Here is a 26,025-nt window from a genome sequence, read left to right on the forward strand (position 1 = left end):
GGAGACTGCTCTCCAGACGGGTTCATGACCAGCTATTCAGACCTGGATCAGACCAGACGCACCTCTATGCTACCCAGACCGTCGATCGCCCCGTGCATCACATCGCCACGTTCCACCGAGCCGACACCGGCTGGGGTTCCCGTGAAAATGATGTCACCTGGGAACAACTCGAACAGGCCCGACAGGTAAGCGATGGATTCAGCCACATTCCAGATCAGCTGATTCAAATCGCCAGTCTGGCGACGCTCGCCGTTGACGTCCAGGGTGATAGCACCTTGGGACAGCTCGCCAATACGGCTACGTGGGACCAGAGGGCCGGTCGGCGCGGAGTGGTCAAAGGCTTTGCCCACTTCCCAGGGACGACCAGCTTTTTTAGCTTGCGTCTGCAAATCCCGGCGGGTCATGTCCAGACCCACCGCGTATCCCCACACACATTCAGCAGCCTGCTCCACAGTCAGATCACGCCCGCCCTTGGACAAAGCCACGACGAGTTCGATCTCGTGATGCAGATCCTGGGTGCGGGAGGGATAAGGCATGTCGCAGACCTGGCCGGGCAGCACGTTCAAGATGGAGTCCGCCGGTTTGCAGAAGAAAAAAGGATCTTCGCGACCGGTAAAGCCCATTTCCTGTGCATGCTCGACGTAATTGCGGCCGACGCAGTAAATGCGGCGTACAGGAAAAACCTGCTCACTGCCCTGTACGTTCAGGGCCGCAACGGCGGGTGCGGGAATGACGGTACTCATTTTGCCTGGCCGTCAGCAAAGCGCTTGGCACCGTCTACCAGCTCTTTCTTGGCAGCTTCAATACCGTCCCAGCCCTTGACCTTGACCCATTTACCTTTTTCGATGTCTTTGTAGTGCTCGAAAAAGTGCTTGATGCGCTCCAGCTCTTCAGGTTGCAGATCTTCAGGCGACTTCACGTTGCGGTACAGGGGGTACAGCTTGTCGGTAGGCACGGCCAGCAGTTTGGCATCGCCACCGCCTTCGTCGTCCATATGCAGCACGCCGATAGGACGGCAAGGAATCACGGCACCGATCTGGATTGGGAAAGGAGCAATCACCAGCACGTCAACCGGGTCGCCATCGTCCGAAATGGTTTGCGGAACGTAGCCGTAGTTGCAGGGGTAGTGCATGGCGGTCAGCATGAAACGGTCCACAAAAACCACGCCGTTCTCGTCAACTTCGTATTTGACGGGGTCCGAGTTCATGGGGATTTCGATGACTACGTTGATCTCGTCGGGCAGTTTTTTGCCAGCAGGTACTTGGGCGAGGCTCATTCGTGCAAACCTTTAAAAATAAAAGAAATTAATCGTTGGAGCGTCGAGGACGATCCGAAGTTTGAGAGAGATCGACCCCAGGGATGGGAGCCGTATCAAAGTAATCATCCAGATCCGAAGAGGAGCTCAAGCTGTCTTGCGAAGGCGTGGCAGCAGGAGGCACTGGCTCGGCCACCACAGGCAATGGACGGCCCTGATCCGGCAGGTCCTCGGCCACGACGCTGGCGGCATAGGTGTAATGCGGCAGATCGTCGTCATCCTGCGATGGCAGGCTGTCTGCATCTGTATGGCTAGGGTCATGACGAGTATCGGCTGCTGGCAAAGCCGTGCTGACCGCCAGAATCGGTAAGGTGCCGGCCATGGAGGCGGCCTTGCGCCAGTAAGAGACGGCTTCGTCGTGGCGACCTAGGCTGTCGTACAGATTACCCAACAAAGCATGATTGCGCAGATCGCCCTGGATTTTCAGGCTACGCAACAGGTAATGCTCACCCTGCCCCCACAATTGGCTGGTCAGGCACAGATGGCCCAAGGTGGACAGCAAGACCGGATTGTTGGGCTGACTGCGCAGCCACTCTTCGGCCTTGGCCAAGCGGCGGCCCACATATTCAGGTGGGCACTGGGCGTAGGCTTCCAGCAAGCGGCTGTCGAAACTGGCTGCAATCGCAGGCTCCAGGATACGACCGGCTTCTTCATAATTGCCTTCATGTTCTTGAATCAGGGCAGCTTCCAGCGCGACGCCGGGCAGGATCTTTTCTTCGGACTTCAGATCCGACCATAAGGCCTTGAACTGTTCAGCACCACCCACACGCAAACGAGCAGCAGCGGCAAATTCGATGTGGTTCAGTGCCTCTTGACGTTCGATGCCACTGCGGCGCACCAGCAAACGAGTCAACTCGTAAACACGCTCGGCATTACCTTGCTGGCGATAGGCGCGCAACAACAAACGAGTGGCGTGCAAGTGGCGCGAACTGGCATCCTGCAAATCCTGCAGCAGCTCGATGGCTTCTTCGGTACGATTCTGATCCAGGTACAGCTCGGCCGAAGCCACGGCACTGGCCTCTTTCAAACGGGCATCATCGCCAGCGGCAGCACGAGCGGCGGCCAAGGCTTCGTCACGTTGAGCAATCTGACCTTGGTAATGCGCAGCACGCGCTGCTGCCAAGCCTGCCACGACTTTGCTGGACTGCGAGCGGGTTTTGCTCATCAGCTTCATCAAGTCTTTTTCAGCTTGCTCGTAACGACCTTCCAGAATGCTGATCCAGCCAGTTTCCAGCAAAGCCTGGTCACGGCGTTGAGCGCGACGACCACGCCACAGGCGGAAACGCTCCGGACCATCGCTGAACCAGGCCAACAGGCGCAGCAGTACGTACAGCACGATGAACAGCCCCAGCGTGCACAGGACCACGTAAGTCAGCGAGGCACGTGCCAGATAATGCGGCGTGACCAAATAGACATTACCGGCGTGTTCACGCAAGACCAGAGCCAGCGCGACCGCAGCGATAAATAAGATGAGAGTCCAAAACCAAGTACGCATACCTTACCCCTGCGCCTGAGCCGGCTGTTCCGTCTCGGATTGAGCGGGAGTCGCAGACTCAGTCTGTTCGGCAGCAGGAGCAGCGGGCTCCTCCTGGCTGGCAGGTTCTGTGGATTGAGGAGGGTCGGACAAAATAGGGTCCGTATCGCCCTGCTCGGTCGTGGTGTCGTCGGCATTGTCCTGACTGCGGCCGGCCTGAGCCTGACGCAGGCTCTCAATGGCCGCCAAGGTGTTATTCACGGTAGGCAAACGAGCACCGATGCGGGTGTCCTGCAATTGGCGGGTCAGACGCAAGGCCTGCTGAACCTGACCGGATTGCGTATCAAAGCGTTTTTCCAGCGCCGTCGCGACTGCGTTCAGCTCGGTCTGCCAGACGGCGGACTGGTTCATCATCATGGCCAGTTGGGCGGCCATAATGCGCAGACGCAGGTTCTCTCGCAGACGGGCAGCCTGATCCGGCGACATCAGCAAGGCGGCGGCATCGTCGACACGACGGATGGAGACAAACTGCCCCAGATCGTGGCTGACCGAGCGCCAGGCGCTGCTACCCCACTGTTCCACCGTATTCCAGCTGCGCTCCCACCAAGGGGCATCAGCGGCCAGTTCCGTGGGTTCCTGAACGTCGGACTGCAAGTCCAGCGCTTCAGTATTCGCACCACCGGCAACGTCATCCGGCACCAGCAAAGGCGCTTCCGAGACGTAGCGCGACAAGGTGTCCAGCTGACGCGACAAGGAGGCCACGTCCACCGTGGCAGCGGCGCGCAGGCGTTCCAGATCGCCATTCAGTGTTTGTTGCAAGGAAGCCAGACCGACGCGATTGGCACGAGCCAATTGCGCCTGAGCAGCTTCCAGAGAAACGATGGCATTGGCCACATTGCCACCCAGCATCAGCTGTTGCTGCGCAATCGTGGCCAGGTGATCAATATCATTCAGCAAAACCAGTTCCGACCCGCTGTCTGTCATGGTCTGGAAGGCTTGGCTCAGATCATGAAACTGTTCGGTGGAATCGTTAAAGGATTTTTCCAACTGGGCAAGCTTGTCGGATTGACGCTGCGCCAAGGCCAGGGCCTGCTGCGCGGTTTGGCGCGCCTGCTCTGTCGTGTTGATATTGGTCGCCAGCTGGGCTTGCAGCTCGGCCTTATGCTTTTCCAGCAATGAATTCTGGTACCAAAGACCGGCAGCGGCCAGCACCACCACAACAGCCGTCAAAGCATAAGCCGGACCCGCGCCACTTTTACGCTTTTGCGGCGCAGTGGTGCTGTCTTTGGGTTCGGAATACGGACGAGGAGCCGCTGTATTGGCTGGGCTGGAAATGGGAGTCTCCGGTTCGCTTGCGGATGCGTTCTCTGTTTTATCGTTCATGGCAAGATTGTAATCCGTGTGAGGCTAATCGCGCGAGAGCACCGCCATCAAGGCAGCGACAATGTCATCATCGTCTGGCGTACACCTTTTTACCATTGGTGGCGCTGCGATTCCAGCCTGCAACAATAAGGACTGTAAATGTTCTTCAATACGCGGATGTATGACCACATAGGCACATTGCGCCCAAACATCCAGTAAACCCAGGCTTTGTACATTGGCGAAAACCGCATCGGCGCTTTGAGAACTGCTGAGCAACACGGCCAGACGGCCCGCCTGCAAACTGTCACGAATTTGACGGCCCTGCTCTGTACTCCACTGGGCGGGGCTACGCTGGTAAATCGCCAGGCGCTGGACCTGAATACCGTGATTTTCCAGTTGCTGTCCCAACCATTCACGACCGCTATGACCACGCACAATCAGAACCCGCTCAAATTGTGCCAGTCGGGGCTCCAGCACCGCCCACAGAGCCTCTGAGTCCTGCAAGGAATCCGTATTTTCAGGGTGAAGTACAGCATCTGGGGAAACGCCCGGCTGGGCGCGCAAACAGGCGGCGGTAGCAAAACCAACAGCAGCCAGCAATACCTTGTCAGGCCAGCGTTGGCCGCGCGCTTGCAAAGCCGCAAAGTAAAAATTGACCGCACTGCTGCTTACAAAGAGCACCAGGTCAAAATCCTTGGGATCTTGCCATTGTTCTTCGGACAGATTTTGCGCTTCCAGGCTCAAGGCGGGCATAAGCAAGGAAGAAAAACCCTGCGCGGCCAAGGCAGCCGACAGGGTTTCGTTCCGTCCCGCGGGGCGGGTCAGTAATACACAGGGCAGATTCATGCCGCTTTACTCGCCTTCTGCGGGCTGTTCCGTAAGCAAGCGATCCAGAATGGCTTGAGCACCTTGCTGCTTCAGATCTTCCGCCAGCGACAGACCCAAGGCTTCCGCATCTTTGGCCGCACCCGTGATCTGAGCGCGGTACACCGTGGAGCCATCAGGTTCGGCAACCAGGCCGCTCAGGCTCAGCTCCTCGCCATTCAGGGTGGCATAAGCCGCCAATGGCACCTGACAGGAACCACCCAAGGCACGCGATACGGCACGCTCGGCCAAGGCACATACGTGGCTGGTGGAATGCGCCAAAGGCGCCAACCATTGAGCCACATCGGTACGAGTTTTCAGGATCTCGATACCCAAGGCCCCCTGCCCGGCGGCAGGCAAGCTGTCTTCGGTCGAGATGTAATCGCGAATACGCTCGGCCAATTCCAGACGACGCAAACCAGCCGAAGCCAGAATAATGGCGTCGTAATCGCCACGATCCAGCTTGGACAAACGGGTCTGGACATTGCCACGCAGGGGACGGATGTCCAGGTGCGGGTAGCGCTCTCGAATCTGAGACTCGCGGCGCAAACTGGAAGTGCCTACGATGGCACCAGCAGGTAAAGCCGCAAGATTGGGATAAGTATTGGAAACAAAAGCATCGCGTGGGTCATCCCGCTCCATGACGATGGGCAGGTCAAAGGACTCGGGCAACACCACCGGCACGTCTTTCAGGGAGTGCACCGCCAGATGGGCGCGGCCATCCAGCAAGGCGGTTTCCAGCTCTTTGACAAACAGGCCCTTGCCACCCACTTTGGACAGCGTACGATCCAGAATCTGGTCACCACGGGTGGTCATTTCCAGCAAGGATACCTTGCACTGCGGGTATAGCTGCTGCAAAAGGTCGCGAACATGCTTGGCTTGCCACAAGGCCAGTTGACTGGCACGAGTGGCAATAACCAATTCCTGAGGAGTAGAAGCCACAGCGGTCATGCAGCAAAATAGCGCACGATGGCGGCAGCAACAATACCGATAATGGCCAGGATCCCTAAGCCTTGCAGCAGGGACAAACCGCTTTCCTGACCTTTGGCGTCGGAGGATTTAAAAATTGCCATAGAACTAAGCTTCCTTGGTAGAACCTTTACGGTGCGCCAGCCATTTGCCCAGCGCCACCACTAATAAGGCACAAACAATCTCGACCCCGAGTTTAACAGGCTGGGGCTGCACGCCAAATTGATTTTCCACAATCTTGTCCGTGACCAGCATGCCGCCTGCAATCCAGCCCAGCAAGGCACCGCCCAGGGTGACGACAATAGGGAAACGGTCGATCAGTTTCAAAACCAGGGTGCTGCCCCAGACAATAATGGGGACACTTAGCAATAAACCAAAGATCACGTAGCCCAGTTGATGATCCAGGTGCGCGTTTTGTGCTGCACCGGCAATGGCAATCACGTTATCCAGGCTCATCACGAAATCCGCGATGATGATGGTTTTGACGGCAGCCCAGATGGTTCCGCCCCCTTGAATATTGCCGTGTGCGTCGTCGTCCGGCATCAGCAGCTTGATACCGATCCACATGAGCAAAAGACCACCCACCACTTTCAAAAATGGCAGATCCAATAAGGTCAGAGCAAAGAAAATCAGGACCACACGCAGGATAATTGCGCCTGCGGTCCCCCACAAAATGCCTTGCATGCGCTGCTGCTTGGGCAAGTTGCGACAGGCAAGTGCGATCACGACGGCATTGTCGCCACCGAGCAAAATATCAATCAGTACAATTTGAAACAGTGAACCCCAATGCAGGGTTTGGAGGAATTCAATCATTTCGTTCCCGTATAGCTAAACGTGAGTTCTCTTCCCAGCCGCGGGACAAACGTTCTTTTTCTGTCGCCAGGCTGTCCCAAGACAACAACGCCCCTTAAAGCAGCAAACTAATCCTAGCCTGTGCAACATCGGGGCTTCTTTTTCTTACTTGATTCGTTTGAGCATGATCAGGCTGGCCAGATTCGGGAAGGAATGCGCCGGGTTGTGGTGTTTTTCTTGACGAAACCGGCTGGCCAATTTTGCCCGGCTGCACAGGGCAGCCAGACAAAGAGCCCGCCAAAGCGGGCCCTGGTACTACTATTTACAGCACTTCTTTGAGCAGCTTGCCCATTTCGGATGGGTTGCGAGTGGTACGAATACCGCAAGCTTCCATCACTTCCAGCTTGGCGTCGGCCGTGTCGGCACCACCGGAGATCAGGGCACCGGCGTGACCCATGCGTTTTCCGGGAGGCGCTGTCACACCAGCGATAAAGCCAACAACGGGCTTGGTCATATTGTCTTTAGCCCACAAAGCCGCGTTGACTTCGTCTGGACCGCCGATCTCGCCAATCATGATAACGGCATCGGTATCAGGATCGTCGTTGAACATCTTGAGCACGTCGATGTGCTTCAGACCGTTGATTGGGTCGCCACCGATACCCACAGCCGAGGATTGACCCAGGCCCAGTTCAGTTACTTGAGCAACGGCTTCGTATGTCAGCGTGCCGGAGCGGCTGACCACACCGATGCGGCCCTTGCGGTGAATGTGGCCGGGCATGATACCGATCTTCAGCTCGTCAGGAGTGATCAGACCGGGGCAGTTCGGGCCCAACAGCAAGGTTTTGCGGTTTTCAGCGCGCATGCGGTTGCGAACTTCCAGCATGTCGCGAACAGGGATGCCTTCGGTAATGCAGATAACCAGATCCAGGTCAGCTTCAACAGCTTCCCAGATGGCAGCCGCAGCGCCTGCGGGTGGAACGTAGATAACCGACACAGTTGCGCCAGTTTCAGCCTTGGCGTCGGACACGGAGGCGTAAATGGGTACACCTTCGAAATCCTCACCAGCACGCTTGGGGTTCACGCCAGCCACAAAGGCTTCCATGCCGTTACCGTATTCACGGCACATGCGGGTGTGGAACTGGCCGGTCTTGCCGGTGATCCCTTGCGTGATGACTTTGGTGTCTTTATTGATCAGAATCGACATTTGCTAATCCTCAACCTTTTCTTACTTGGCGGCAGCGACAACAGCAGTCGCCGCTTCGGCCATGGTGTCAGCACTGATGATGGGCAGACCGGAATCGGCCAGCATTTTCTTGCCCAGCTCTTCGTTGGTACCCTTCATGCGTACCACCAGAGGCACGTTCAGGTTGACGGCCTTGCACGCAGCGATCACGCCTTCAGCGATCACGTCGCAGCGCATGATGCCGCCGAAGATGTTAACCAGAATGGCTTTGACGCCCTTGTTGGCCAACATGATCTTGAAGGCTTCAGTAACTTTTTCGGCCGTAGCGCCACCGCCCACGTCCAGGAAGTTGGCAGGCTCGCCGCCAAACAGCTTGATGGTGTCCATGGTCGCCATGGCCAGACCGGCACCGTTCACCAGGCAGCCAATGTTGCCGTCCAGCTGGATGTAGGCCAGGTCGTACTTGCTGGCTTCAACTTCAGCAGGATCTTCTTCAGCCAGGTCACGGAAAGCCACGATATCGGGGTGACGGAACAAAGCGTTGCCGTCGAAGTTGAACTTGGCGTCCAGAGCGATGATGTCGCCCGAGCCGGTCAGGATCAGAGGGTTGATCTCGGCCAGTTCAGCGTCGGTTTCGGTGTAGCACTTGTACAGCTTCTGGAATTCAGCAACGGCTTTTTCGATAGAAGCGTCAGGAACGCCGATACCGCGAGCCAGCTTGGTGGCTTGCTCGTTGGTCAGGCCAACAGCAGGGTCCACGAATTCTTTCAGAATGGCGTCGGGGTCGCGCTCGGCCACTTCTTCAATTTCCATGCCGCCTTCGCTGGAAGCCATCACGGCCACGCGCTGGGTAGCACGGTCGGTAACGATACCGACGTAGTATTCCTTCTTGATGTCCGCGCCTTCCTCGATCAGCAGGCGACCCACTTTCTGGCCTTCAGGGCCAGTTTGGTGAGTGATCAGCTGCATGCCCAGGATTTCCGAGGCCAGTTGACGCACTTCGTCCATCGAGCGAGCCAGCTTGACGCCACCGCCCTTGCCACGGCCACCGGCGTGAATCTGGGCTTTGACAACCCACACAGAGCCACCCAGCTCCTGCGCAGCTGCAACCGCTTCATCGACGGAGAAGGCAGGAATTCCGCGTGGCACGGCAACGCCAAACTGCTTAAGCAGTGCTTTGCCCTGATATTCGTGAATTTTCATGTGATACCTGTCAGTCTAAAAACACAATAAAAAAAGAAGGCAGGAACTCCAGGCCTGAGCCCGAGACCTGACTAAAACAAAAAACTAATCCACCCCGTCTGTGACTTTAGGTCGATACCAGACGGGATAAAACTCCTCAACCACGGGACCGCTCAAACGCAAGGCATGGCAGCCATCCAGATGGAAAGGCTGCTTGTCGGTGCGATAAATCTCTGATTCCCCGCTGCTGCGACGTCGTCCGGCCATGGTCTGTACGGCGGCGGTTGGCAACACTTGTGCCAGCTCGCTCATGTGCGTACAGCCAGCCGAACGCCCAAAGCGCTCTTTGACACCCTGACGAAACTGCTTGAGCAAATTCAGGCCCACCAACTTCTGGTAGGCGTCCGCAATGGACGAACAGTTGTCCTGGTAAGGGGCTGCATCGTAGACCGCCACGGCATCCACAATGGCAAAGCTGCTATCGATAGTGATACGCAGATGCATCAGGTGGACAGGATCACCTGCCTTATGGGTTTGGCCGTTGCGTATGGGAAAGTCGTAGGACTTCACATCCAGCAGCGAGGCCTCCAAGTCCCAGAGGCCATCTTCCCGTGCAAACGACTCTACCGTGATGGTACGCGTATGCAATGGTTCACGGGCGACGGACGGCGGGGGCAAAGGCATTGATATGAACGGGGCGGCAAGATTGAAACTGATCAAGTATAACGCACCTCGTATGTTCCGTATCAGCCACTTACATAATCTGTAAGCGCATCCCAAGCGGGCCAAACACAGGATCTACGCGGTGTCGATCCTACGGTATACCAAATTTGCATGAAAAAAACGACCACCTGACGGGCGGTCGTTTTCATCCAGCCTGGGAAATCGGGTGGCAGGACGAACAGCGCCCTGCCCTGTCAATCTATTCAAGCGGCTTATTTTAAGCCTGCACCAAATCAGGCTGCCGCCCGCAATGCTTTGGCCGCCTCCACCATGGCCAGCAAGGCAGCCTCAGTTTCAGACCAAGCCCGCGTCTTCAAACCGCAGTCGGGATTCACCCACAAACGGTCGGCGGGCAAGCGCTTGGCCGCCTCCCCCATCAAGCGCACCATCCAATCCTTATCAGGCACATTGGGCGAGTGAATGTCATAAACGCCAGGGCCAATATGGTTGGGATACTCAAAATTCTCGAAGGCATCCAGCAAGAGCATATTGGAACGCGAGGTTTCAATCGTGATCACATCCGCGTCCATATCGGCAATGGACTGCATGATGTCGTTGAACTCCGAATAGCACATATGCGTGTGAATCTGGGTTTCATCGGACACCGCGCTGGTGGACAGGCGAAAGCAATCCACCGCCCAATCCAGGTAGGCCTGCCAATCACCCTGACGGAGCGGCAAGCCTTCACGAAAAGCGGGTTCATCCAGCTGGATGACACGAATGCCGGCCTGTTCCAGATCAGAAACTTCATCCCGCAAGGCCAAAGCCAGCTGGCGGCAAGTATCGGCACGGGGCTGGTCGTCACGAACAAAAGACCACTGCAACATCGTCACTGGCCCCGTCAACATGCCTTTGACGGGCCGATCAGTCAGTGATTGGGCGTAGGAGGACCAGGCCACACTCATGGGCGTGATGCGCAGCACATCCCCAAAGATAATAGGCGGCTTTACGCAACGCGACCCGTAGCTTTGTACCCAACCGTTTTGTGTAAAGGCAAAACCACCCAGCAGTTCACCAAAGTACTCCACCATATCGTTGCGCTCGGCCTCGCCATGCACCAGCACGTCCAGACCGATCCGCTCCTGAAAACGAATAACTTGCTCGATTTCTGCCTGCATGGCTTTTTCATAAGCCGCATCACTCAGGGCTCCCCCACGCCAGTCGCGGCGAGCAGTACGAATTTCCGTGGTCTGAGGAAACGAACCGATCGTGGTGGTGGGATAGGCGGGTAACTTCAGCTTGTTGCGCTGGGCCTGGATACGCTGCGCGAAGGGCGTACGTTGACGCTTGAGCTGGTCAATCTTGGCCATCTGGGCTTGTACAGCAGGATTATGCGTGCGCTTGGACTCACGGCGCGTTTGCAAAGCAGCTTGCTGAGCTTGAACCGCTTGCTGACCCGCTTCGTCCAAAGTGCCATCCAGCAATCCTTGCAACAGTTTCAGCTCATCCAGTTTTTGCACCGCAAAGGACAGCCAGCTCTTTAATTCAGCGTCCAGGCCGGTTTCACTTTGCACATCCACAGGGACATGCAGCAGCGAGCAGGATGGCGCAATCCACAGGCGCTCGCCCAAAGCCGCTTTCAAGGGCTTCAAGGCTTGAACCGTTTTTTGCAGATCGATGCGCCAAATATCCCGACCCGAAATCACACCGGCAGACAGCACCTGGTCTTGCCCCAATACCGCTTGTACGGCCTGCAAAGCAGCCGGAGCACGCACCGCATCCACATGCACACCCGCCACGGGCAAATCCTTCAATACCGCGACGTTCTCATGCAGATCATCAAAATAAGTCGCCAGCAGCAGCTTCAAGCCGGATTGATTCAGACCTTGATAGACGCGACGGAAAGCGTCTTGCCACGCTTGAGGCAAATCCAGAACCAGAACAGGTTCGTCAATCTGTACCCATTCCACACCCTGAACTTTGAAACGGGCCAGCACTTGTTCATACACAGGCAGCAAAGTATCCAGCAAGGCCAGCTTGCCCGCATCTGCCAAGCCCTCATAGGCATCGCCCTTGCCCAGCCACAACCAGGTCAAGGGTCCGGGAATCACGGGCTTGACCTTGTGCCCCAGAGCCTTGGCCTCTTCAATCTGCTCAAACAAGAATTCACGGGCAATCCGGAAGCTTTGACCTGGTGTGAATTCGGGCACGATGTAGTGGTAGTTTGTATCGAACCACTTGGTCATTTCACAAGCAGCGGCAGGGGTGCCGCTGGGCGCACGGCCACGCGCCATGCGAAACAAGGTATCCAATGACACGGGTGCATTTTCAGCCTGGCCGAAACGGGCGGGAACCGCTCCCAGCAAGGTGCTCCACTCCAGAATCTGGTCATACCAGGCAAAATCGCCCACAGGCACCGTATCCAGCCCAGCCTTGCCTTGCAAACCCCAATGCTGGGCGCGCAAGGCTTTGCCTGTTTCCAAAAGCTCTTGCTGGCTTACCTGACCGGCCCAATAGGCTTCCAAAGAGCGCTTCAATTCGCGCTGCGCGCCCATGCGAGGAAAACCCAGATTATGAATAATAGTCATAGTAAGCCCATAAATTAGAAATAAAAGGCCCGTATCAGGCGCTTGAAATCTATTGTGCCTGTATACTTATTTGAAAAAAAATCAAATACACCATGCTAATCATGAGTTTTCCTCAATATGCTTGAAATCCGCCATCTCGAAACCCTGAGCGCCATCCGCGACAGCGGCAGCTTGCAAGAAGCTGCCGAGCGCCTGCATGTTACGCAGTCCGCCCTCTCGCACCAGCTCCGCGACCTGGAAGTGCGACTTCAAGTGCAATTGCTGAACCGCCGCACCCGCCCTGCCCGCCTGACCACCGCCGCTCTGCGTATCCTGACGCTGGCCGATGACATCCTGCCGCGTGTACGCGCCACCGAGCGCGATTTGCAAAGACTGGCCGCCGGACGCACGGGACGCCTGCATGTGGCCATTGATTGCCACTCCTGCTTTCAATGGCTGATGCCAGCACTGGACGCATTCAGGCAGCAATGGCCTGACGTCACGCTGGACTTGAGCGCGGCTTTTTCCTTTGCGCCCTTGCCCGCCTTGATGCGCGGGGATCTGGATGTGGTGATCACCTCGGACCCGCAGGACAATCCGGCTGTCCATTACGAACCCCTGTTCCGCTACGAGCTGGTGCTGGCTGTCTCCAACCAGCACCCCTTGTCGCAGTACCGCTATGTAGAACCTTTCCAATTGACCGATCAGGTTCTGATTACCTACCCGGTAGAACGCAATCGTCTGGATATTTTTACGCAGTTCCTGACGCCAGCCGATGTGGAGCCCGCTGCGATTCGGCAGGCCGAGCTAACGCCCATGATCGTGCAACTGGTTGCCAGCCAGCGCGGTGTGACAGCTTTGCCGAACTGGGCGTTGACGGAGTTCCTGAACCCGGCTTCGATACGCACGTGCCGCTTGGGAGAACATGGTGTCTGGCGCACGCTTTACGCCACGGTACGCAGTGAGGATTTACAGGCGGATTATGTACAGGCTTTTTTGGCACAGGCACGCGAAACCTGCTTCAAAAGCCTGCAAGGGATTGTGGCGGCGCAGTCTTGAGCCATTTAGCAATGGCATGGCAAAACGCTGCTGAAACCTCTATATAGATAGAGAAAAAGTGCTGGCGGGCGGGTGCATGCCAACTTGAGCGAGACCAAGTTTTTTAATGGCGGCAGCAAACAAGCAATAGGCACAGCAAAACGAAACATTGTAGATGGCTTATTCAAGCCGGATCGTCTTCCCAATCACCCAGAATCTGCTGCAAGATACGGCCCGAGAAGCCTCGGCTGGCCATGAAGCGATATTGTTTGGCGTAACTGCGGGGATCATCGGGCGGCGCACTGAATTTCTTGCTCCACACGTGCTTGGCCCGTTCCAGTTCGGTCGCCATCAATTCTTCTTTGATGATTTCGGTCTGTTCCACATCCACGCCATGCTGGCGCAGTTCTTGCAGAATGACTCGGGTGCCCACACGCGAGGCACGGCGATTGACGACACTATGTGCGAAGCGCTCGTTGGACAGCCATTTCTGTTCGACCAGGGCGTCGAGCAAGGCTTCCACTTCTTCAGCACTTTCTGCATGGGGCGCCAGACGGCGGCCCAACTCCAGGCGCGAGTATTCGCGTCGGGATAAAAAATTCAATGCTCTGGCTTTAAGAGACAGCCCCGGCCGTTTGGACGGGGCTTTCTTTTCCGCAGCAGGAGCATTGTCGCCCAAGCTATCTTCTACGTTTCTGCCCGCCCGAGTGGGCCGGGCAGAAAGCGCAGCAACGCGCTCCCTTTGAGCTTGTTTACGTTCCCGGATTTCCTCCGGGTCTGTCTCAAAGGGTTCGTCATCGAACTCTGGGGGAAAAATCAGACTTCTCCCTCGGCCGGATCAACCACAGGAGCAGCGGCTGGACGGCTGACAGCAGCGCTCATCAGGGCAACGCCCAGCTTTTCACGCACTTTGTTTTCGATTTCGCGGGCCAACTCGGGGCGCTCTTTCAGGAATTCGCGCACATTGTCCTTACCCTGACCAATGCGGTTGCCGTCGTAGCTATACCAGGCACCTGCCTTGTCGACCACGCCGGTTTGTACGCCCAGATCGATAATCTCGCCTTCGCGGGAAATACCGCTGCCATACATGATGTCGAATTCGGTTTGCTTGAAAGGAGGCGCAACCTTGTTCTTGACCACTTTAACGCGGGTCTCGTTACCCACCATTTCGTCGCCACGCTTGATGGAACCGATACGGCGAATATCCAGACGCACGGAGGAGTAAAACTTCAGCGCGTTACCACCCGTGGTGGTTTCAGGGTTGCCGAACATGACGCCAATCTTCATACGGATCTGGTTAATGAAGATGACCATGCAGTTAGCGCGTTTGATGGTGGCCGTCAATTTACGCAGGGCCTGGCTCATCAGACGGGCCTGCAGACCAGGCAAGGAATCGCCCATATCGCCTTCGATTTCAGCCTTGGGAGTCAAGGCGGCCACCGAGTCGATAACGATCAGGTCTACCGAACCCGAACGCACCAGGGCTTCGGTAATTTCCAGAGCCTGCTCGCCGGTATCAGGCTGGGAGATCAACAGATCGCTCAGGTTCACGCCCAGTTTTTGAGCATATTGCACGTCCAGCGCGTGTTCGGCGTCAATAAAGGCACATGTGCCTTTGAGCTTTTGCATCTCTGCAATCACTTGCAGGGTCAGCGTGGTTTTACCCGAAGATTCCGGGCCGTAAATTTCAATAACGCGACCACGTGGCAGACCACCGACGCCCAAAGCAATGTCCAGACCCAGCGAACCCGTGGAGACCACCTGGATGTCATGCTCGACGTTGTCGTCGCCATAACGCATGATCGAGCCCTTGCCGAACTGCTTTTCGATTTGCGACAGAGCGGCGGCCAGCGCTTTGGAACGTTCCGAGGCCACTGCTTTGCTGTTTTTATCGTCCATGAAAAATCCTTGACTGTGGAATGGCGCCCCAACGGACGGGCACGGCAATTAAAAATCAAACCTAATTATTGCATCAAATTATACTGTATATATACACAGATATTCAAATAAATTAACTAGCCGCCATCGTTATCCCCTACTGACCAGCCTTACAGCCTTGTGCAACAATGCCGAACAGCCATTCAATCATCTGTTTGTGTAGGGTCATGCGCATACTCATAGCTGAAGACGACAGTATTCTCGCGGATGGACTTTCTCGCTCCTTACGCTACGAAGGCTATGCGGTTGATGTCGTGCACGATGGCGATAGCGCCGACTCGGCCTTGCAGCTGCAAAGCTTTGACCTTCTGATCCTGGATCTGGACCTGCCCAAAAAGCCCGGCCTGTCGGTGCTGCAGTCTATCCGACAGCGTCAGGACACGCTCCCCGTACTGATTCTGACAGCCAGCGACACCGTAGAACAGCGCGTGCGCGGTCTGGACCTGGGCGCGGACGACTATATGTCCAAACCCTTTGCCCTGACCGAGCTGGAAGCCCGTGTACGCGCCCTGACGCGTCGCAGTACCGGCACCAGCAGCGCCTTGCTGCATCACAAGCGCTTGAGCTTCGACCTGAAAGGTCGCATGGCTTATATAGACAATCAGCCCCTGGAGCTGTCGGCGCGTGAAACCAGCTTGCTGGAGATTTTCCTGTCGCGCAGCGGTCGCATGATCAGCAAGAACCAGTTTGTGGATCTGCTCTGTGAGTGGGGTGAGGAAGTCACCCCTAACGCCATCGAGGTCTATATCCACCGCCTGCGCAAAAAACTGGAGCCTAGCGGCGTACGCATCCTGACCGTGCGTGGTCTGGGATACTGTCTGGAACCGGAAAAACTGCGAGAAGACGCTCCAGCCTAAAGGATCGTCCATGCAGCACGCTACGCCCCCATCCCACAACACGGCTGCGCCTGCCAAAAGCAAGCGTGTCGCACCGCGCCCGCTCATCCACAAGATCATGATCTGGATTTTTGGGCCTTTGTTTCTGCTGTGGACGGTAGGCATTGTCATTACCTACTTCATCGCCCAGCACATTGCGAACTCCCCCTACGACCGCACCTTGCGCGATCACCTGGACTTGTTGCGGGTGGAAATCAGCCATCAGGATCTGAGCCAGCCCATCCATTTATCGCACGGGGCACAGACAATTTTGCGTCAGGAAAGCCCGACCCCTACGCTATGGCAAATCCGCGATGCCAATGGCGAGCCACTGGCTGGCAACGCGAATTTGCCGGTTCCCGACAGTTGGGGATATGACACCGACCTACTGCGCTACCGGGACGTTATTCTGGATGATCAAAGCCTGCGGCTGGCCTATGTCTGGGGGGGCAAGGACAAAAACGACACGCCCTTTCTGGCGGTTGCTGCCGAAACCAATGAACATAGAGCGGTGCTACACAGAGAAATTCTGATCGGGATGCTGACACCGCAATTCATTCTGGTACCGTTGGCGGCCATGCTGGCGGGCCTGGGGCTGACACATGGCCTGGAGCCGCTGAACCTGCTGCAAGCGCGCTTGCGTGCTCGTGCTCCCGGTGATTTATCGCCGGTAGATCAAGAGCAAGCACCTGCCGAAATTGTGCCGCTGATTGATGCCATGAATGGACTCCTGGCCCAGCAGGCACAATTTTCAGCCACTCAAAGGCAGTTTGTGGCCAATGCGGCCCACCAGTTGAAAACGCCGCTGGCGGGGATACGCACCCAAGCCGAACTGGCCCTGCGCGAGCGCGACCCCAGGCAGACCGAAGCCAGCTTGCAACAACTGGTACGCGGCACCGACCGGGCCACGCGCCTGGTCACCCAAATGTTGGCCTTGGCCCGTGCCGAAAGCAGCGATGCCCTGTACGCCCCTACCAAGCAAACCCTGGACCTGAATACCCTGACTGAATTGCATGTAGGCCAGCGTGTGCCCGATGCCTTGAAGCTGGGGCTGGATCTGGGGCTGGAAAACACGGCCAAAGCCATCCTCTTGCAAGCGGATCCGGTCCTGCTCGATGAGCTGATCAACAATTTGCTGGATAACGCCCTGATTTACACCCCTGCTGGCGGCTGGATCACCATGCGTACCGGCCAGACGCAAGGCAAGGGCTGGTTGGAAATCGAGGACAACGGCCCCGGCATTCCCACGGAACATAAAGCACGAATTTTTGATCGTTTTTATCGCATCATGGGCAACCAGGCAGACGGTAGTGGCCTGGGGCTGGCCATTGTGCGGGAGATTGCCGACATTCACGGCGCCTCCATCGACTTCATGCCACTGACTGGGGGCCAGGAAAGCGGCCTGCGCTTGCGCGTCAGTTTCCCACTGTCTTTGCCTTGGAGAGCCTGAGCACATGCCCCAGACAATCACCAGTGCAACCTTCCCGAAAGCCAAGAACAAGCTGGACACCCAAGGCCGCAAAGTTATTTTTGCCTCCGCCCTGGGCACCATGTTTGAGTGGTACGACTTCTACCTGTACGGCTCCATGGCCGCCATTCTGGCGCAACACTTCTTTTCCGCTGTTAACCCGACAGCCGGCTTTATCTTTGCCTTGTTGGCCTTTGCCGCCGGTTTTGCCGTACGCCCCTTTGGAGCCTTGCTCTTTGGTCGTATTGGCGACCGCGTGGGCCGCAAGTACACCTTTCTGATCACCATCCTGCTGATGGGACTGTCCACCTTTTTGGTCGGCGTACTACCCAGTTATGAAGCCATCGGGATTGCCGCCCCCATCATGCTGATCGTCCTGCGTCTACTGCAAGGCCTGGCCATGGGTGGCGAATACGGCGGTGCCGCCACCTATGTGGCTGAGTACGCACCCCAGCACCGTCGCGGTTTTTACACCAGCTGGATTCAGACCACGGCATCTGTGGGTTTGCTGCTGTCCCTGCTGGTCATCATGGGCATACGCAGTCTGGTCGGGGAAGAAGCATTTGTGGTTTGGGGCTGGCGCATTCCCTTTCTGATTTCCGTGCTGCTGCTGGCGATTTCCGTCTGGATACGGATGAACCTGAAAGAGTCACCTGCCTTCCAGCACATCAAGGAAGAAGGCACGCTGTCGACCTCGCCCATTACCGAATCCTTCGGGCGCTGGGCGAATCTGCGCATCGCCTTGCTGGCGCTGTTCGGCCTGACGGCCGGCCAAGGCGTGGTGTGGTACACGGGGCAGTTCTACGCCTTGTTCTTCATCACCCAAATGCTGGGTTTGCATGCCACCTTGGCGCAAACCTTGATGGTAATTTCCCTGCTACTGGCCACCCCGCTATTTATCTTTTTTGGCTGGCTGTCGGATCAAATCGGACGCAAGCCCATCATTCTGACGGGTTGTCTGCTGGCCGCCCTGACCTACTACCCGGTCTTTCAGGGTCTGGCTTACTTTGCCAATCCAGCCCTGGTACAGGCACAACGCAATGCGCCCGTCACCGTCATTACTGACCCGGCCAGTTGTTCCTTCCAGTTCAATCCGGTGGGCAGCCACACCTTCACCAGCTCTTGCGATATCGTGAAGTCCTACATGGCCAGCCACGCGGTCAGCTACAACAACGTCAAGGGTTCGCCCGGACAGGTGGCCCAGGTACGCATTGGCGATCATGTGATCGATGGTTTTGAAGGCGGACATCTGAGCCGCGCCGATTTTGCCCGTCACTCGCAAGAGCTGCGCAATGAGCTGACTCAGACCATGCGCCAGTACGGCTACCCGGACGGCGCAGACCCGGAGCAGATCAATAAAGTGATGCTGGTGGTCCTGCTGACCTATCTGGTGGGGCTGGTAACCGCGGTCTACGGCCCCATTGCGGCCATGCTGGTGGAGATGTTCCCGATCCGCATCCGCTACACCTCCATGAGCCTGCCCTATCACATTGGCAATGGCTGGTTCGGGGGCTTTTTGCCCACCCTGTCCTTTGCCATGATTGCCGTCACTGGCAATATTTACGATGGTTTGTGGTACCCGATTCTGATCTGTCTGGTGACGGTTGCGATTGGTGCGCCCTTTGTGCGGGAAACCCGCCATAACGACATCAATCGTTAGCCAGTCCAGGCAAAAAACGCGTTGCACCGGCCATTTCCCGCGCTCTGTCAAGCAAATGCAAGGGTCCGTAAATGGCGGGGCGACACAGGAAGATCTGCGCGTACAATCGAACATTGCCTCGGGCTTTACGCCCGCCCTTTTTCTTCTGTTTATTTATCTTCGTATCCATGTGGTTTAAGAATCTACGCATCTATCGCCTCTCCCCCGACTGGGTATGTTCCGCCGAAGAGCTGGAAGAAGCTCTTTCCAAACACAGCTTCACCCCTGGTTCCAGCCAGGAACCGCTAAGCCTGGGCTGGGTCAGCCCACGCGAGAACAGTGCTCTGGTGCACGAAGTTAACGGTCAGTACCTGATCGCTCTGCGCGCCGAAAAGAAGCTGCTGCCCACCACAGTGATCAACCAAGTCGCTCGTGAAAAGGCTCGTGATATCGAAGAACAGCAAGGCTACAAACCTGGCCGCAAGCAAATGAAGGAAATCAAGGAGCAAGTCATTGTGGACTTGATGCCTCGTGCCTTCGCCGTCTCGCGCGACACCCGCGTCTGGCTGGATACCCGCAACCACTGGCTGGCTATTGATGCCGCGGCTACCGCCAAGAGCGACGAAGTTCTGGGCCTGCTGGCCAAGAGCGTGGAACCTTTCCCCGTGCAGCCTCTGTATACCGAGCAATCACCCGGTGCCGCCATGACCTCCTGGCTGGTGGACGAAGAGCAACTGGCCAACTTTACTGTGGACCAGGACACCGAACTGCGCTCCACCGGCGATAGCGGTGCTGCCGTACGCTACGTGAAGCAAAGCGCCGACATTGACGAAGTGCGCAAGCACGTTGAAGCCGGCAAGCAATGCACCCGTTTGGCCATGACCTGGGCAGATCGCATCAGCTTTGTGCTGACCGATGCGCTGGACGTCAAACGCGTGGCCCCGCTGGACATCCTGACTGAAAAACAAGATGTGACGGCCGTCAACGATGACGAAATCTTTGACGCTGACATGACCTTGATGACCTCCGAGCTGGCCAAGATGATCAGCGATCTGGTCGAAGTCCTGGGCGGCGAACGCAAGTAAGCCCGGAGCACACAGCCTGCTTGGCTGAACCGCCCTTCAGGCCAGTTCCTGCTGGGCGGCGCGATACACACCGGGCGTCATGCCCGTCCAATGGCGGAAAGCCCGGTGAAATGTCGCTGGCGAACTGAACTTCAATGCGTAAGCAATTTCAGCCAGCGACATATCTTTGCGCAGCAATTTGAAAATCGCCAAATCTCGGCGCAGCTCATCCTTGATCCCCTGAAACGACAGGCCTTCTTCTTGCAGCCTGCGTATCAGCGTGCGCGCCGACATATGCAATTTGCCGGACACATCCTGCAAGGTGTAGCCCAGATCGGTATGCAAGATTTCCCGTACTTTCAGGCGCAAGGCATGCTCGTGATAGGAGGTAAAAATCCAGTCACGCGGCGCACGCTCCAGAAAGGCTCTGGCCTCAACCTGAGTGCGTTGTGGCCGTACCTGCCCCAACTCCACGCCGAACAAGATATGCGAGCACGGCGCATCAAAACTGACTGAAGCGGGAAACAGCACCGAATAGTCCGCCGCAAAAGCCGGTCTGGGAAATGCAAAGGCCACTTGCTGCACCGGCACCTCGCGCCCCATCAGCCAGGACACAATTCCGTGCGTCAGCTTCAGCATCAGTGCATGGCCGAAACGATGCACATAGGCGGTGGGATAACGCGGCACCAGCTCAATGCCCAACTCTTTATCCGTGCGTATCAGATTCAGGCTGAAATCATCCAGCAGCAGATTCCAGAACTGGGTGAAACGGTACAAGGCCACATTGATGGATGGCGCATCCCGCACGGTGCGCACAATGTATTTCAAGGCCCCGGCCCGAATGGGCCGAGTCCAGAAACCCATCATCTCATCGCCCGTTTTCCTGGCGCTTTCCTGATACAGGCGCACCAGTTGATCTCGCGTCAAACGAGCGCCGGGCCGATCAATAAAGTCTTTCACGATGCCCGACTGCTTCAGGCAGTGATCCAGCACCTCTTCGGAGTAGCTGGTGCGCAGGCTGTGAAACCAGTCCTGAACCAGATCCAGCGCCACGGTGGCGGTATGGGCTGCATCAACGGGCACCGGGAGCGTGCCGGGCAAAGCATTCATTTCCTATGACCTCTCAAAGATTGTCACTTTTTGCATATTCGACGTCAGTATTCGCTATTGGGTAAGGTGCTAAACCATCCTATGCTGACACACATAATACAAGGAGACATCACCATGTTAGGCACTGGAAATATGATGCATATGCCCTTGCTCATCAGTTCAATTCTCACCCACGCCGTAGAGAATAACCCTGAGCAGGAGATTGTTACCGCTTTGGATAATGGCGAGCTTCATCGCTACAGCTATCTTGAATTTGCCCACCGGGTTCAGGATCTAGCTCTGGGACTGCGCCGAGAAGGCCTGCAGCCCGGCGAACGCGTGGCAACTTTGGCATGGAACACCTACCGCCATCTGGAAATTTACTACGCCACCTCGGGCATCGGTCTGATCTGTCACACCGTGAACCCGCGTCTGACACGCGAGCAAATTGCCTTCATCATCAATGATGCTCAAGACACGGTGATGTTCTACGACGAACATTTTGAAGAAATGGTCAGCTATCTGCGCGGCCAATGCCCCACCGTCAAGCAGTGGGTACGCATGGGCAGCCAGGCTCAGGGCCCCTTGGCCGATGAATACGAAAGCTGGCTGGGCAATGACAGCACGGGCTTTGAGTGGCCTGTGTTTGATGAAAATACCGCCAGCGGCCTGTGCTACACCTCCGGCACCACGGGCGATCCCAAAGGTGCCCTGTACACCCATCGCTCCACCCTCTTGCATGCCTACGCCTCGGCCCACCCGAACGCACTGTACATTGCCAGCGCTGACGCCGTCATGCCTTTGGTCCCCATGTTTCACGTTAATGCCTGGGGCCTGCCTTACTCCGGCCTGATGTCCGGAGCCAAAATTGTTCTGCCCGGTGCAAATTTGCAGGGAGAGCGCATTTACTCCCTATGCGAACGCGCTGGCGTCACCTTGTCCGCCGGTGTACCCACCATCTGGAAAACCGTGCTGGACTATGCCAAAGCCAATGGCAAGCAGTTCACCACCCTGAGCCGCATCCTGATCGGCGGTTCCGCTTGCCCACCCAATATGATTGCCGCCTGGGCGGGCTACGGCATTACCGTGCGCCACGCCTGGGGCATGACTGAAACCTCGCCGCTGGGCACGGTGTGCCAATTGCTGCCCAAACACAGCGATCTGCCCGAAGCCCAGAAGCAGCACGTGCTGGCCTCGCAAGGCCGTGCCCTATTCGGCGCACGCCTGAAAACTGTTGACGACGAAGGCAATACCTTGCCACGCGACGGCAAGAGCAGCGGCCACCTACTGATCCAGGGCAACTGGATCATGGACCGCTATTACGGCAAACCCGATCTGGCCAGTGAAAACGGCTGGTTCCGCACAGGCGACGTAGGCTCCATCGACGCCGATGGCTACGTCTACATTACTGACCGCAGCAAGGATGTGATCAAGTCCGGTGGCGAATGGATCTCCTCGATCGAGATCGAGAACATCGCCATGGAAGAGCCTTTGGTTGAGCTGGCTGCCTGCATCGCCCAGGCCGACGACAAATGGGGCGAACGCCCCGTGCTGTTCGTAGTGCCACGCGAAGGCGCTGAGCTGGATGAGGCCCACATGCTGGAGCGCTATCAGGATCGCGTCACCCGCTGGTCCGTACCCGACAAAGTAATTTTCATCGACCAGATGCCGATGACGGCAACTGGAAAGATTCAAAAAATGGCACTGCGCAAAATGCTGGCGGATCAAGCCGACCCCAGCTGATTTGCACCACTGCCCTCGCATTTACGTAACACAAGGAGTTTTTTATGGCCGCCCCTTTCCTGCTCACCACCGAGTTGGACAACATCGGAATTGTCACGCTGAACAAGGCGCACAAGCGCAACGCCCTGGATGAAGATGCCATTGCTGAAATTGATGCGTACTTCTCCAATATTCCCGAGCACATCCGGGTCATTCTGATGAAGGCAGAAGGCGACCATTTCTGCGCGGGCCTGGATCTGAAAGAACACCATGACAAGGAACGCGGCGCCGTGGATTTTCTGCGCGTCTGCCAAAGCTGGCACCGTGCTTTTGACAAGATCGAACACGGCGGCATCCCCGTCATTGCCTGCCTGCAAGGCGCGGTCGTGGGTGGGGGCCTGGAACTGGCCAGCGCAGCGCACATTCGCGTGGCCGACAGCAGCACCTTTTTTGCCCTGCCTGAAGGCACACGCGGCATCTTCACCGGCGGTGGCGCAACCGTTCGCACCGCAAAAATCATTTCTCCCAACCGCATGATCGAACTGATGCTGACAGGCCGCGTGCTCGATGCCGTGGAAGGAGAGCGACTGGGGCTGGCGCACTACGTGTGCAACAACGAAGCCAACCCCAAAACAGCCTATGAGCTGAGCCTGGAACTGGCCCAGCGCATTGCAGGCAATGCCATCTTGTCGAACTACGCCATTGTCAGCTCGATCAGCCGCATTGCCGATATGTCTGCCACCGATGGCCTCTTTGCCGAGGGCTTGATGGCAGCCGTAGTTCAAACCGGGCGGGACGTGCAGGAACGCTTGGGGGAGTTTGTTAATAAGAAAGCTCATAAAGTGAAGCCGACCAAATAATATCGGCCAGGCGGACATGGGCAGTAATCACAACAATACGGAGACAAAACCATGCTGTCGCATCAAGAGTTAAGCCGGCAACTAGCCGGGCTACAGGAATATGAGCAACTCAAGTCGCAGCGTCGGCGTCTGGCATTTGCCTGCGCCGGCATCTGCCTGGGGCTGACCGGCCTGTTTATCGTGACGGCCATTTTTTGGCCCGGCGTTCTAACCCATGACCTGGGCAGTGGAGGAGCTGTCAACAGTGGCATGGTGTACGGGGTAGGACTGATTTTTGTGTCCTGGTTATTAACAGGCGTGTATATCCACGTCGCCAACACGCGCTTTGATCCGCTTTGCGAACGTGTACTGGCAAAGGTGCGCCCATGAATACACAAGCGATTCTGATTTTTGCCGCCTTTGTGGTCGTGACCCTGGGCATTACTTACTGGGCCTCGTCACGCACTCGTTCCAGCTCGGACTTTTACACCGCCGGGGGTGGCATTACCGGCACGCAAAATGGGCTGGCCATTGTGGGTGACTACATGTCCGCCGCCACCTTGCTGGGTATTTCGTCCCTGGCCTTTACCAACGGCTTTGACTCGCTGTTGTATGCGGTCTGCGCCTTCATGGGCTGGCCGGTCATCATGTTTCTGATTGCCGAGCGCTTGCGCAATCTGGGTCGCTACACCCTGAGCGACATCGTCTCATACCGCCTGGATGAACGCAGCACTCGCATCTTTACCGCGATCAGCTCGCTGACCGTGGTGCTGTTCTACCTGATCGTGCAAATGGTCGGCGCAGGACAACTGGTGCAACTGCTGTTTGGCATCGACTACACCTATGCCGTGGTGGCCGTGGGCTTGCTCATGATGGTGTACGTCGTGGTGGGTGGCATGGTAGCAACCACCTGGGTACAAATCATCAAGGCTATCTTGATGATGGGTAATGGCTTCTTGATGGCTGGCCTGGCCCTGTACTACTTCAACTTCGACTTTTCCGCCCTGGTCAGTGCGGCGGCCGAACATCACCAGGCTGGCGCGGCCATGAAGGGTCCCTGGAAGCTGATGGCTGATCCGTTCTCGGGCCTGTCTCTGGCGGTATCACTGGTGTTTGGTATTGCCGGTCTGCCCCACATCATGATGCGTTTCTTCACCGTGCCTGATGCACGCGCTGCCCGTAAGTCGGTCTTCGTGGCAACGGGTTTGATGGGCGTCTTCTTTGTGGTGATCTGCTTCCTGGGTCTGGCTGCCATGGCCATCCTGCCCAACTACCCCGAGTTCTATGTGGACGGCAAGGTAGGCGGCATGGTGCTGGGCGGCTCGAACATGCCCATCATGCACCTGGCAACGGCTTTGGGTGGCAACCTACTGTTTGGTTTGCTGGCCGCCGTATCCTTTGCCACGATTCTGGCCGTGGTCAGTGGTTTGACCCTGGCCGGTGCCTCGGCAGTTGCACATGATCTGTACGCCAAAGTCATCCGCCGCGATGATGTCACACCCTCGCAAGCCATGCGCGTCAACCGTCTGGCTTCGATCGGCATTGGCATTGTCGCCATTTTCCTGGGCCTGCTGTTCCGTGACCAGAACGTGGCGTTCCTGGTTGCCCTGGCCTTCAGTATTGCCGCCTCGGCCAACTTCCCGGTCTTGCTGATGTCCATGTACTGGCGCGGCATGACCACTCGTGGTGCCATTTATGGCGGTTTGAGCGGCCTGCTTGTGGCCCTGGGCCTGGTGATTCTGTCGCCAGCCGTCTGGGTCCGCATTCTGGGCTTTTCCGAAGCCGTATTCCCTTACGACTTCCCCACCCTGATTTCCATGCCTTTGGCATTCTTCATGATTTACTTTGTATCGAAACTGGACAGCAGCCGCCGCGCCAGCGAAGACCGGGATGGCTTTGACGCCCAACAGGTCCGCGCTGAAACTGCAGTCGGTATTGCCGCTGTCTCTCACTAGATACTTGGTACTCTGGCGGTAGCCCAG

General features: G+C 56.8%; 24 protein-coding genes. 9 read left to right on the top strand and 15 right to left on the bottom strand.

Features of this window, described 5'->3' with window-relative positions; all coding sequences use genetic code 11:
• Window positions 1–47 precede the first annotated feature (47 nt).
• From OSH04_RS01560 to metE, 12 genes are all read right to left on the bottom strand, one after another.
• Window positions 48–743: a fumarylacetoacetate hydrolase family protein gene (locus tag OSH04_RS01560; RefSeq protein WP_009462199.1), complete on the bottom strand. Its 696-nt coding sequence runs from the start codon at window positions 741–743 to the stop codon at window positions 48–50.
• Complete coding sequence (ppa, locus tag OSH04_RS01565) at window positions 740–1,276, bottom strand: inorganic diphosphatase (RefSeq protein ID WP_009462201.1); 537 nt, start codon at window positions 1,274–1,276, stop codon at window positions 740–742. Before ppa ends, OSH04_RS01560 begins: the two co-directional genes overlap by 4 nt.
• 28 nt (window positions 1,277–1,304) lie before the next feature.
• Window positions 1,305–2,810, bottom strand: coding sequence for a heme biosynthesis HemY N-terminal domain-containing protein (locus OSH04_RS01570; protein WP_035272839.1), 1,506 nt, complete (start codon window positions 2,808–2,810; stop codon window positions 1,305–1,307).
• 3 nt (window positions 2,811–2,813) lie between these two features.
• Window positions 2,814–4,172: a uroporphyrinogen-III C-methyltransferase gene (locus OSH04_RS01575; RefSeq protein ID WP_035272840.1), complete on the bottom strand. Its 1,359-nt coding sequence runs from the start codon at window positions 4,170–4,172 to the stop codon at window positions 2,814–2,816.
• Between the two features lie 24 nt (window positions 4,173–4,196).
• A complete protein-coding gene (locus tag OSH04_RS01580; protein ID WP_009461792.1) occupies window positions 4,197–4,997 on the bottom strand; it encodes a uroporphyrinogen-III synthase in 801 nt (266 codons plus the stop codon).
• A gap of 6 nt (window positions 4,998–5,003) precedes the next feature.
• Complete coding sequence (gene hemC, locus OSH04_RS01585; protein WP_239054338.1) at window positions 5,004–5,966, bottom strand: hydroxymethylbilane synthase; 963 nt, start codon at window positions 5,964–5,966, stop codon at window positions 5,004–5,006.
• Window positions 5,963–6,088, bottom strand: a complete 126-nt coding sequence (locus OSH04_RS01590; RefSeq protein WP_003799533.1) for a hypothetical protein — start codon at window positions 6,086–6,088, stop codon at window positions 5,963–5,965. The genes hemC and OSH04_RS01590 overlap by 4 nt, the downstream gene beginning before the upstream one ends.
• Before the next feature lie 4 nt (window positions 6,089–6,092).
• Window positions 6,093–6,797 (bottom strand): TerC family protein, encoded by a 705-nt coding sequence (locus tag OSH04_RS01595; RefSeq protein WP_035272842.1) that lies wholly within the window; start codon window positions 6,795–6,797, stop codon window positions 6,093–6,095.
• Between the two features lie 301 nt (window positions 6,798–7,098).
• Window positions 7,099–7,980, bottom strand: coding sequence for a succinate--CoA ligase subunit alpha (sucD, locus tag OSH04_RS01600; RefSeq protein ID WP_009461784.1), 882 nt, complete (start codon window positions 7,978–7,980; stop codon window positions 7,099–7,101).
• Between the two features lie 21 nt (window positions 7,981–8,001).
• A complete protein-coding gene (sucC, locus tag OSH04_RS01605; RefSeq protein ID WP_009461782.1) occupies window positions 8,002–9,162 on the bottom strand; it encodes an ADP-forming succinate--CoA ligase subunit beta in 1,161 nt (386 codons plus the stop codon).
• 84 nt (window positions 9,163–9,246) lie between these two features.
• A complete protein-coding gene (locus OSH04_RS01610; protein WP_035272843.1) occupies window positions 9,247–9,825 on the bottom strand; it encodes a DUF2889 domain-containing protein in 579 nt (192 codons plus the stop codon).
• A 272-nt stretch (window positions 9,826–10,097) separates the two neighbouring features.
• Entirely contained in the window at window positions 10,098–12,392 is a 2,295-nt protein-coding gene (gene metE, locus OSH04_RS01615) for a 5-methyltetrahydropteroyltriglutamate--homocysteine S-methyltransferase (protein WP_266107815.1), read from the bottom strand.
• A gap of 117 nt (window positions 12,393–12,509) precedes the next feature.
• Here metE and OSH04_RS01620 point away from each other — a divergent pair, with 117 nt between their 5' ends.
• Window positions 12,510–13,430 (top strand): LysR family transcriptional regulator, encoded by a 921-nt coding sequence (locus tag OSH04_RS01620; RefSeq protein ID WP_009461778.1) that lies wholly within the window; start codon window positions 12,510–12,512, stop codon window positions 13,428–13,430.
• A 163-nt stretch (window positions 13,431–13,593) separates the two neighbouring features.
• On the opposite strand, the gene recX is transcribed toward OSH04_RS01620, so the two are convergent.
• Both recX and recA read right to left on the bottom strand, forming a co-directional pair.
• On the bottom strand, window positions 13,594–14,088 hold the full coding sequence (recX, locus tag OSH04_RS01625; RefSeq protein WP_266107816.1) for a recombination regulator RecX: 495 nt from the start codon (window positions 14,086–14,088) through the stop codon (window positions 13,594–13,596).
• A gap of 137 nt (window positions 14,089–14,225) precedes the next feature.
• Window positions 14,226–15,308: a recombinase RecA gene (recA, locus tag OSH04_RS01630; protein WP_266107817.1), complete on the bottom strand. Its 1,083-nt coding sequence runs from the start codon at window positions 15,306–15,308 to the stop codon at window positions 14,226–14,228.
• A gap of 206 nt (window positions 15,309–15,514) precedes the next feature.
• Here recA and OSH04_RS01635 point away from each other — a divergent pair, with 206 nt between their 5' ends.
• The 4 genes from OSH04_RS01635 (at window position 15,515) to OSH04_RS01650 (ending at window position 20,414) form a co-directional block, all read left to right on the top strand.
• Entirely contained in the window at window positions 15,515–16,204 is a 690-nt protein-coding gene (locus tag OSH04_RS01635) for a response regulator transcription factor (RefSeq protein WP_003799515.1), read from the top strand.
• A 10-nt stretch (window positions 16,205–16,214) separates the two neighbouring features.
• Complete coding sequence (locus tag OSH04_RS01640; protein WP_035272846.1) at window positions 16,215–17,672, top strand: sensor histidine kinase; 1,458 nt, start codon at window positions 16,215–16,217, stop codon at window positions 17,670–17,672.
• A gap of 4 nt (window positions 17,673–17,676) precedes the next feature.
• Window positions 17,677–19,350, top strand: a complete 1,674-nt coding sequence (locus OSH04_RS01645; protein WP_035272847.1) for an MFS transporter — start codon at window positions 17,677–17,679, stop codon at window positions 19,348–19,350.
• Window positions 19,351–19,517: 167 nt separating this feature from the next.
• Entirely contained in the window at window positions 19,518–20,414 is an 897-nt protein-coding gene (locus tag OSH04_RS01650) for a recombination-associated protein RdgC (RefSeq protein ID WP_009461768.1), read from the top strand.
• Window positions 20,415–20,450: 36 nt separating this feature from the next.
• Here the strand turns inward: OSH04_RS01650 and OSH04_RS01655 are convergent, their stop codons facing one another.
• Window positions 20,451–21,503 carry a helix-turn-helix domain-containing protein gene (locus OSH04_RS01655; protein ID WP_080748095.1) on the bottom strand — a complete coding sequence of 351 codons (1,053 nt, stop codon included), beginning with the start codon at window positions 21,501–21,503 and terminating at the stop codon, window positions 20,451–20,453.
• Window positions 21,504–21,617: 114 nt separating this feature from the next.
• Here OSH04_RS01655 and OSH04_RS01660 point away from each other — a divergent pair, with 114 nt between their 5' ends.
• From OSH04_RS01660 to actP, 4 genes are read left to right on the top strand one after another with little or no spacing between them, the layout of a single operon-like run.
• Window positions 21,618–23,225: a long-chain-fatty-acid--CoA ligase gene (locus OSH04_RS01660; RefSeq protein ID WP_266107818.1), complete on the top strand. Its 1,608-nt coding sequence runs from the start codon at window positions 21,618–21,620 to the stop codon at window positions 23,223–23,225.
• Between the two features lie 44 nt (window positions 23,226–23,269).
• On the top strand, window positions 23,270–24,064 hold the full coding sequence (locus OSH04_RS01665; RefSeq protein ID WP_009461766.1) for a crotonase/enoyl-CoA hydratase family protein: 795 nt from the start codon (window positions 23,270–23,272) through the stop codon (window positions 24,062–24,064).
• A gap of 51 nt (window positions 24,065–24,115) precedes the next feature.
• Window positions 24,116–24,433, top strand: coding sequence for a DUF485 domain-containing protein (locus OSH04_RS01670; protein WP_026483405.1), 318 nt, complete (start codon window positions 24,116–24,118; stop codon window positions 24,431–24,433).
• The gene (gene actP, locus OSH04_RS01675; RefSeq protein WP_009461764.1) at window positions 24,430–25,998 is read left to right on the top strand and encodes a cation/acetate symporter ActP; all 1,569 of its coding nucleotides are present in this window, start codon (window positions 24,430–24,432) and stop codon (window positions 25,996–25,998) included. Before OSH04_RS01670 ends, actP begins: the two co-directional genes overlap by 4 nt.
• The last annotated feature ends 27 nt before the right edge of the window (window positions 25,999–26,025 follow it).

The organism is Alcaligenes nematophilus (assembly GCF_026344155.1).
In the GTDB taxonomy this organism is placed as follows: domain Bacteria; phylum Pseudomonadota; class Gammaproteobacteria; order Burkholderiales; family Burkholderiaceae_B; genus Alcaligenes; species Alcaligenes phenolicus.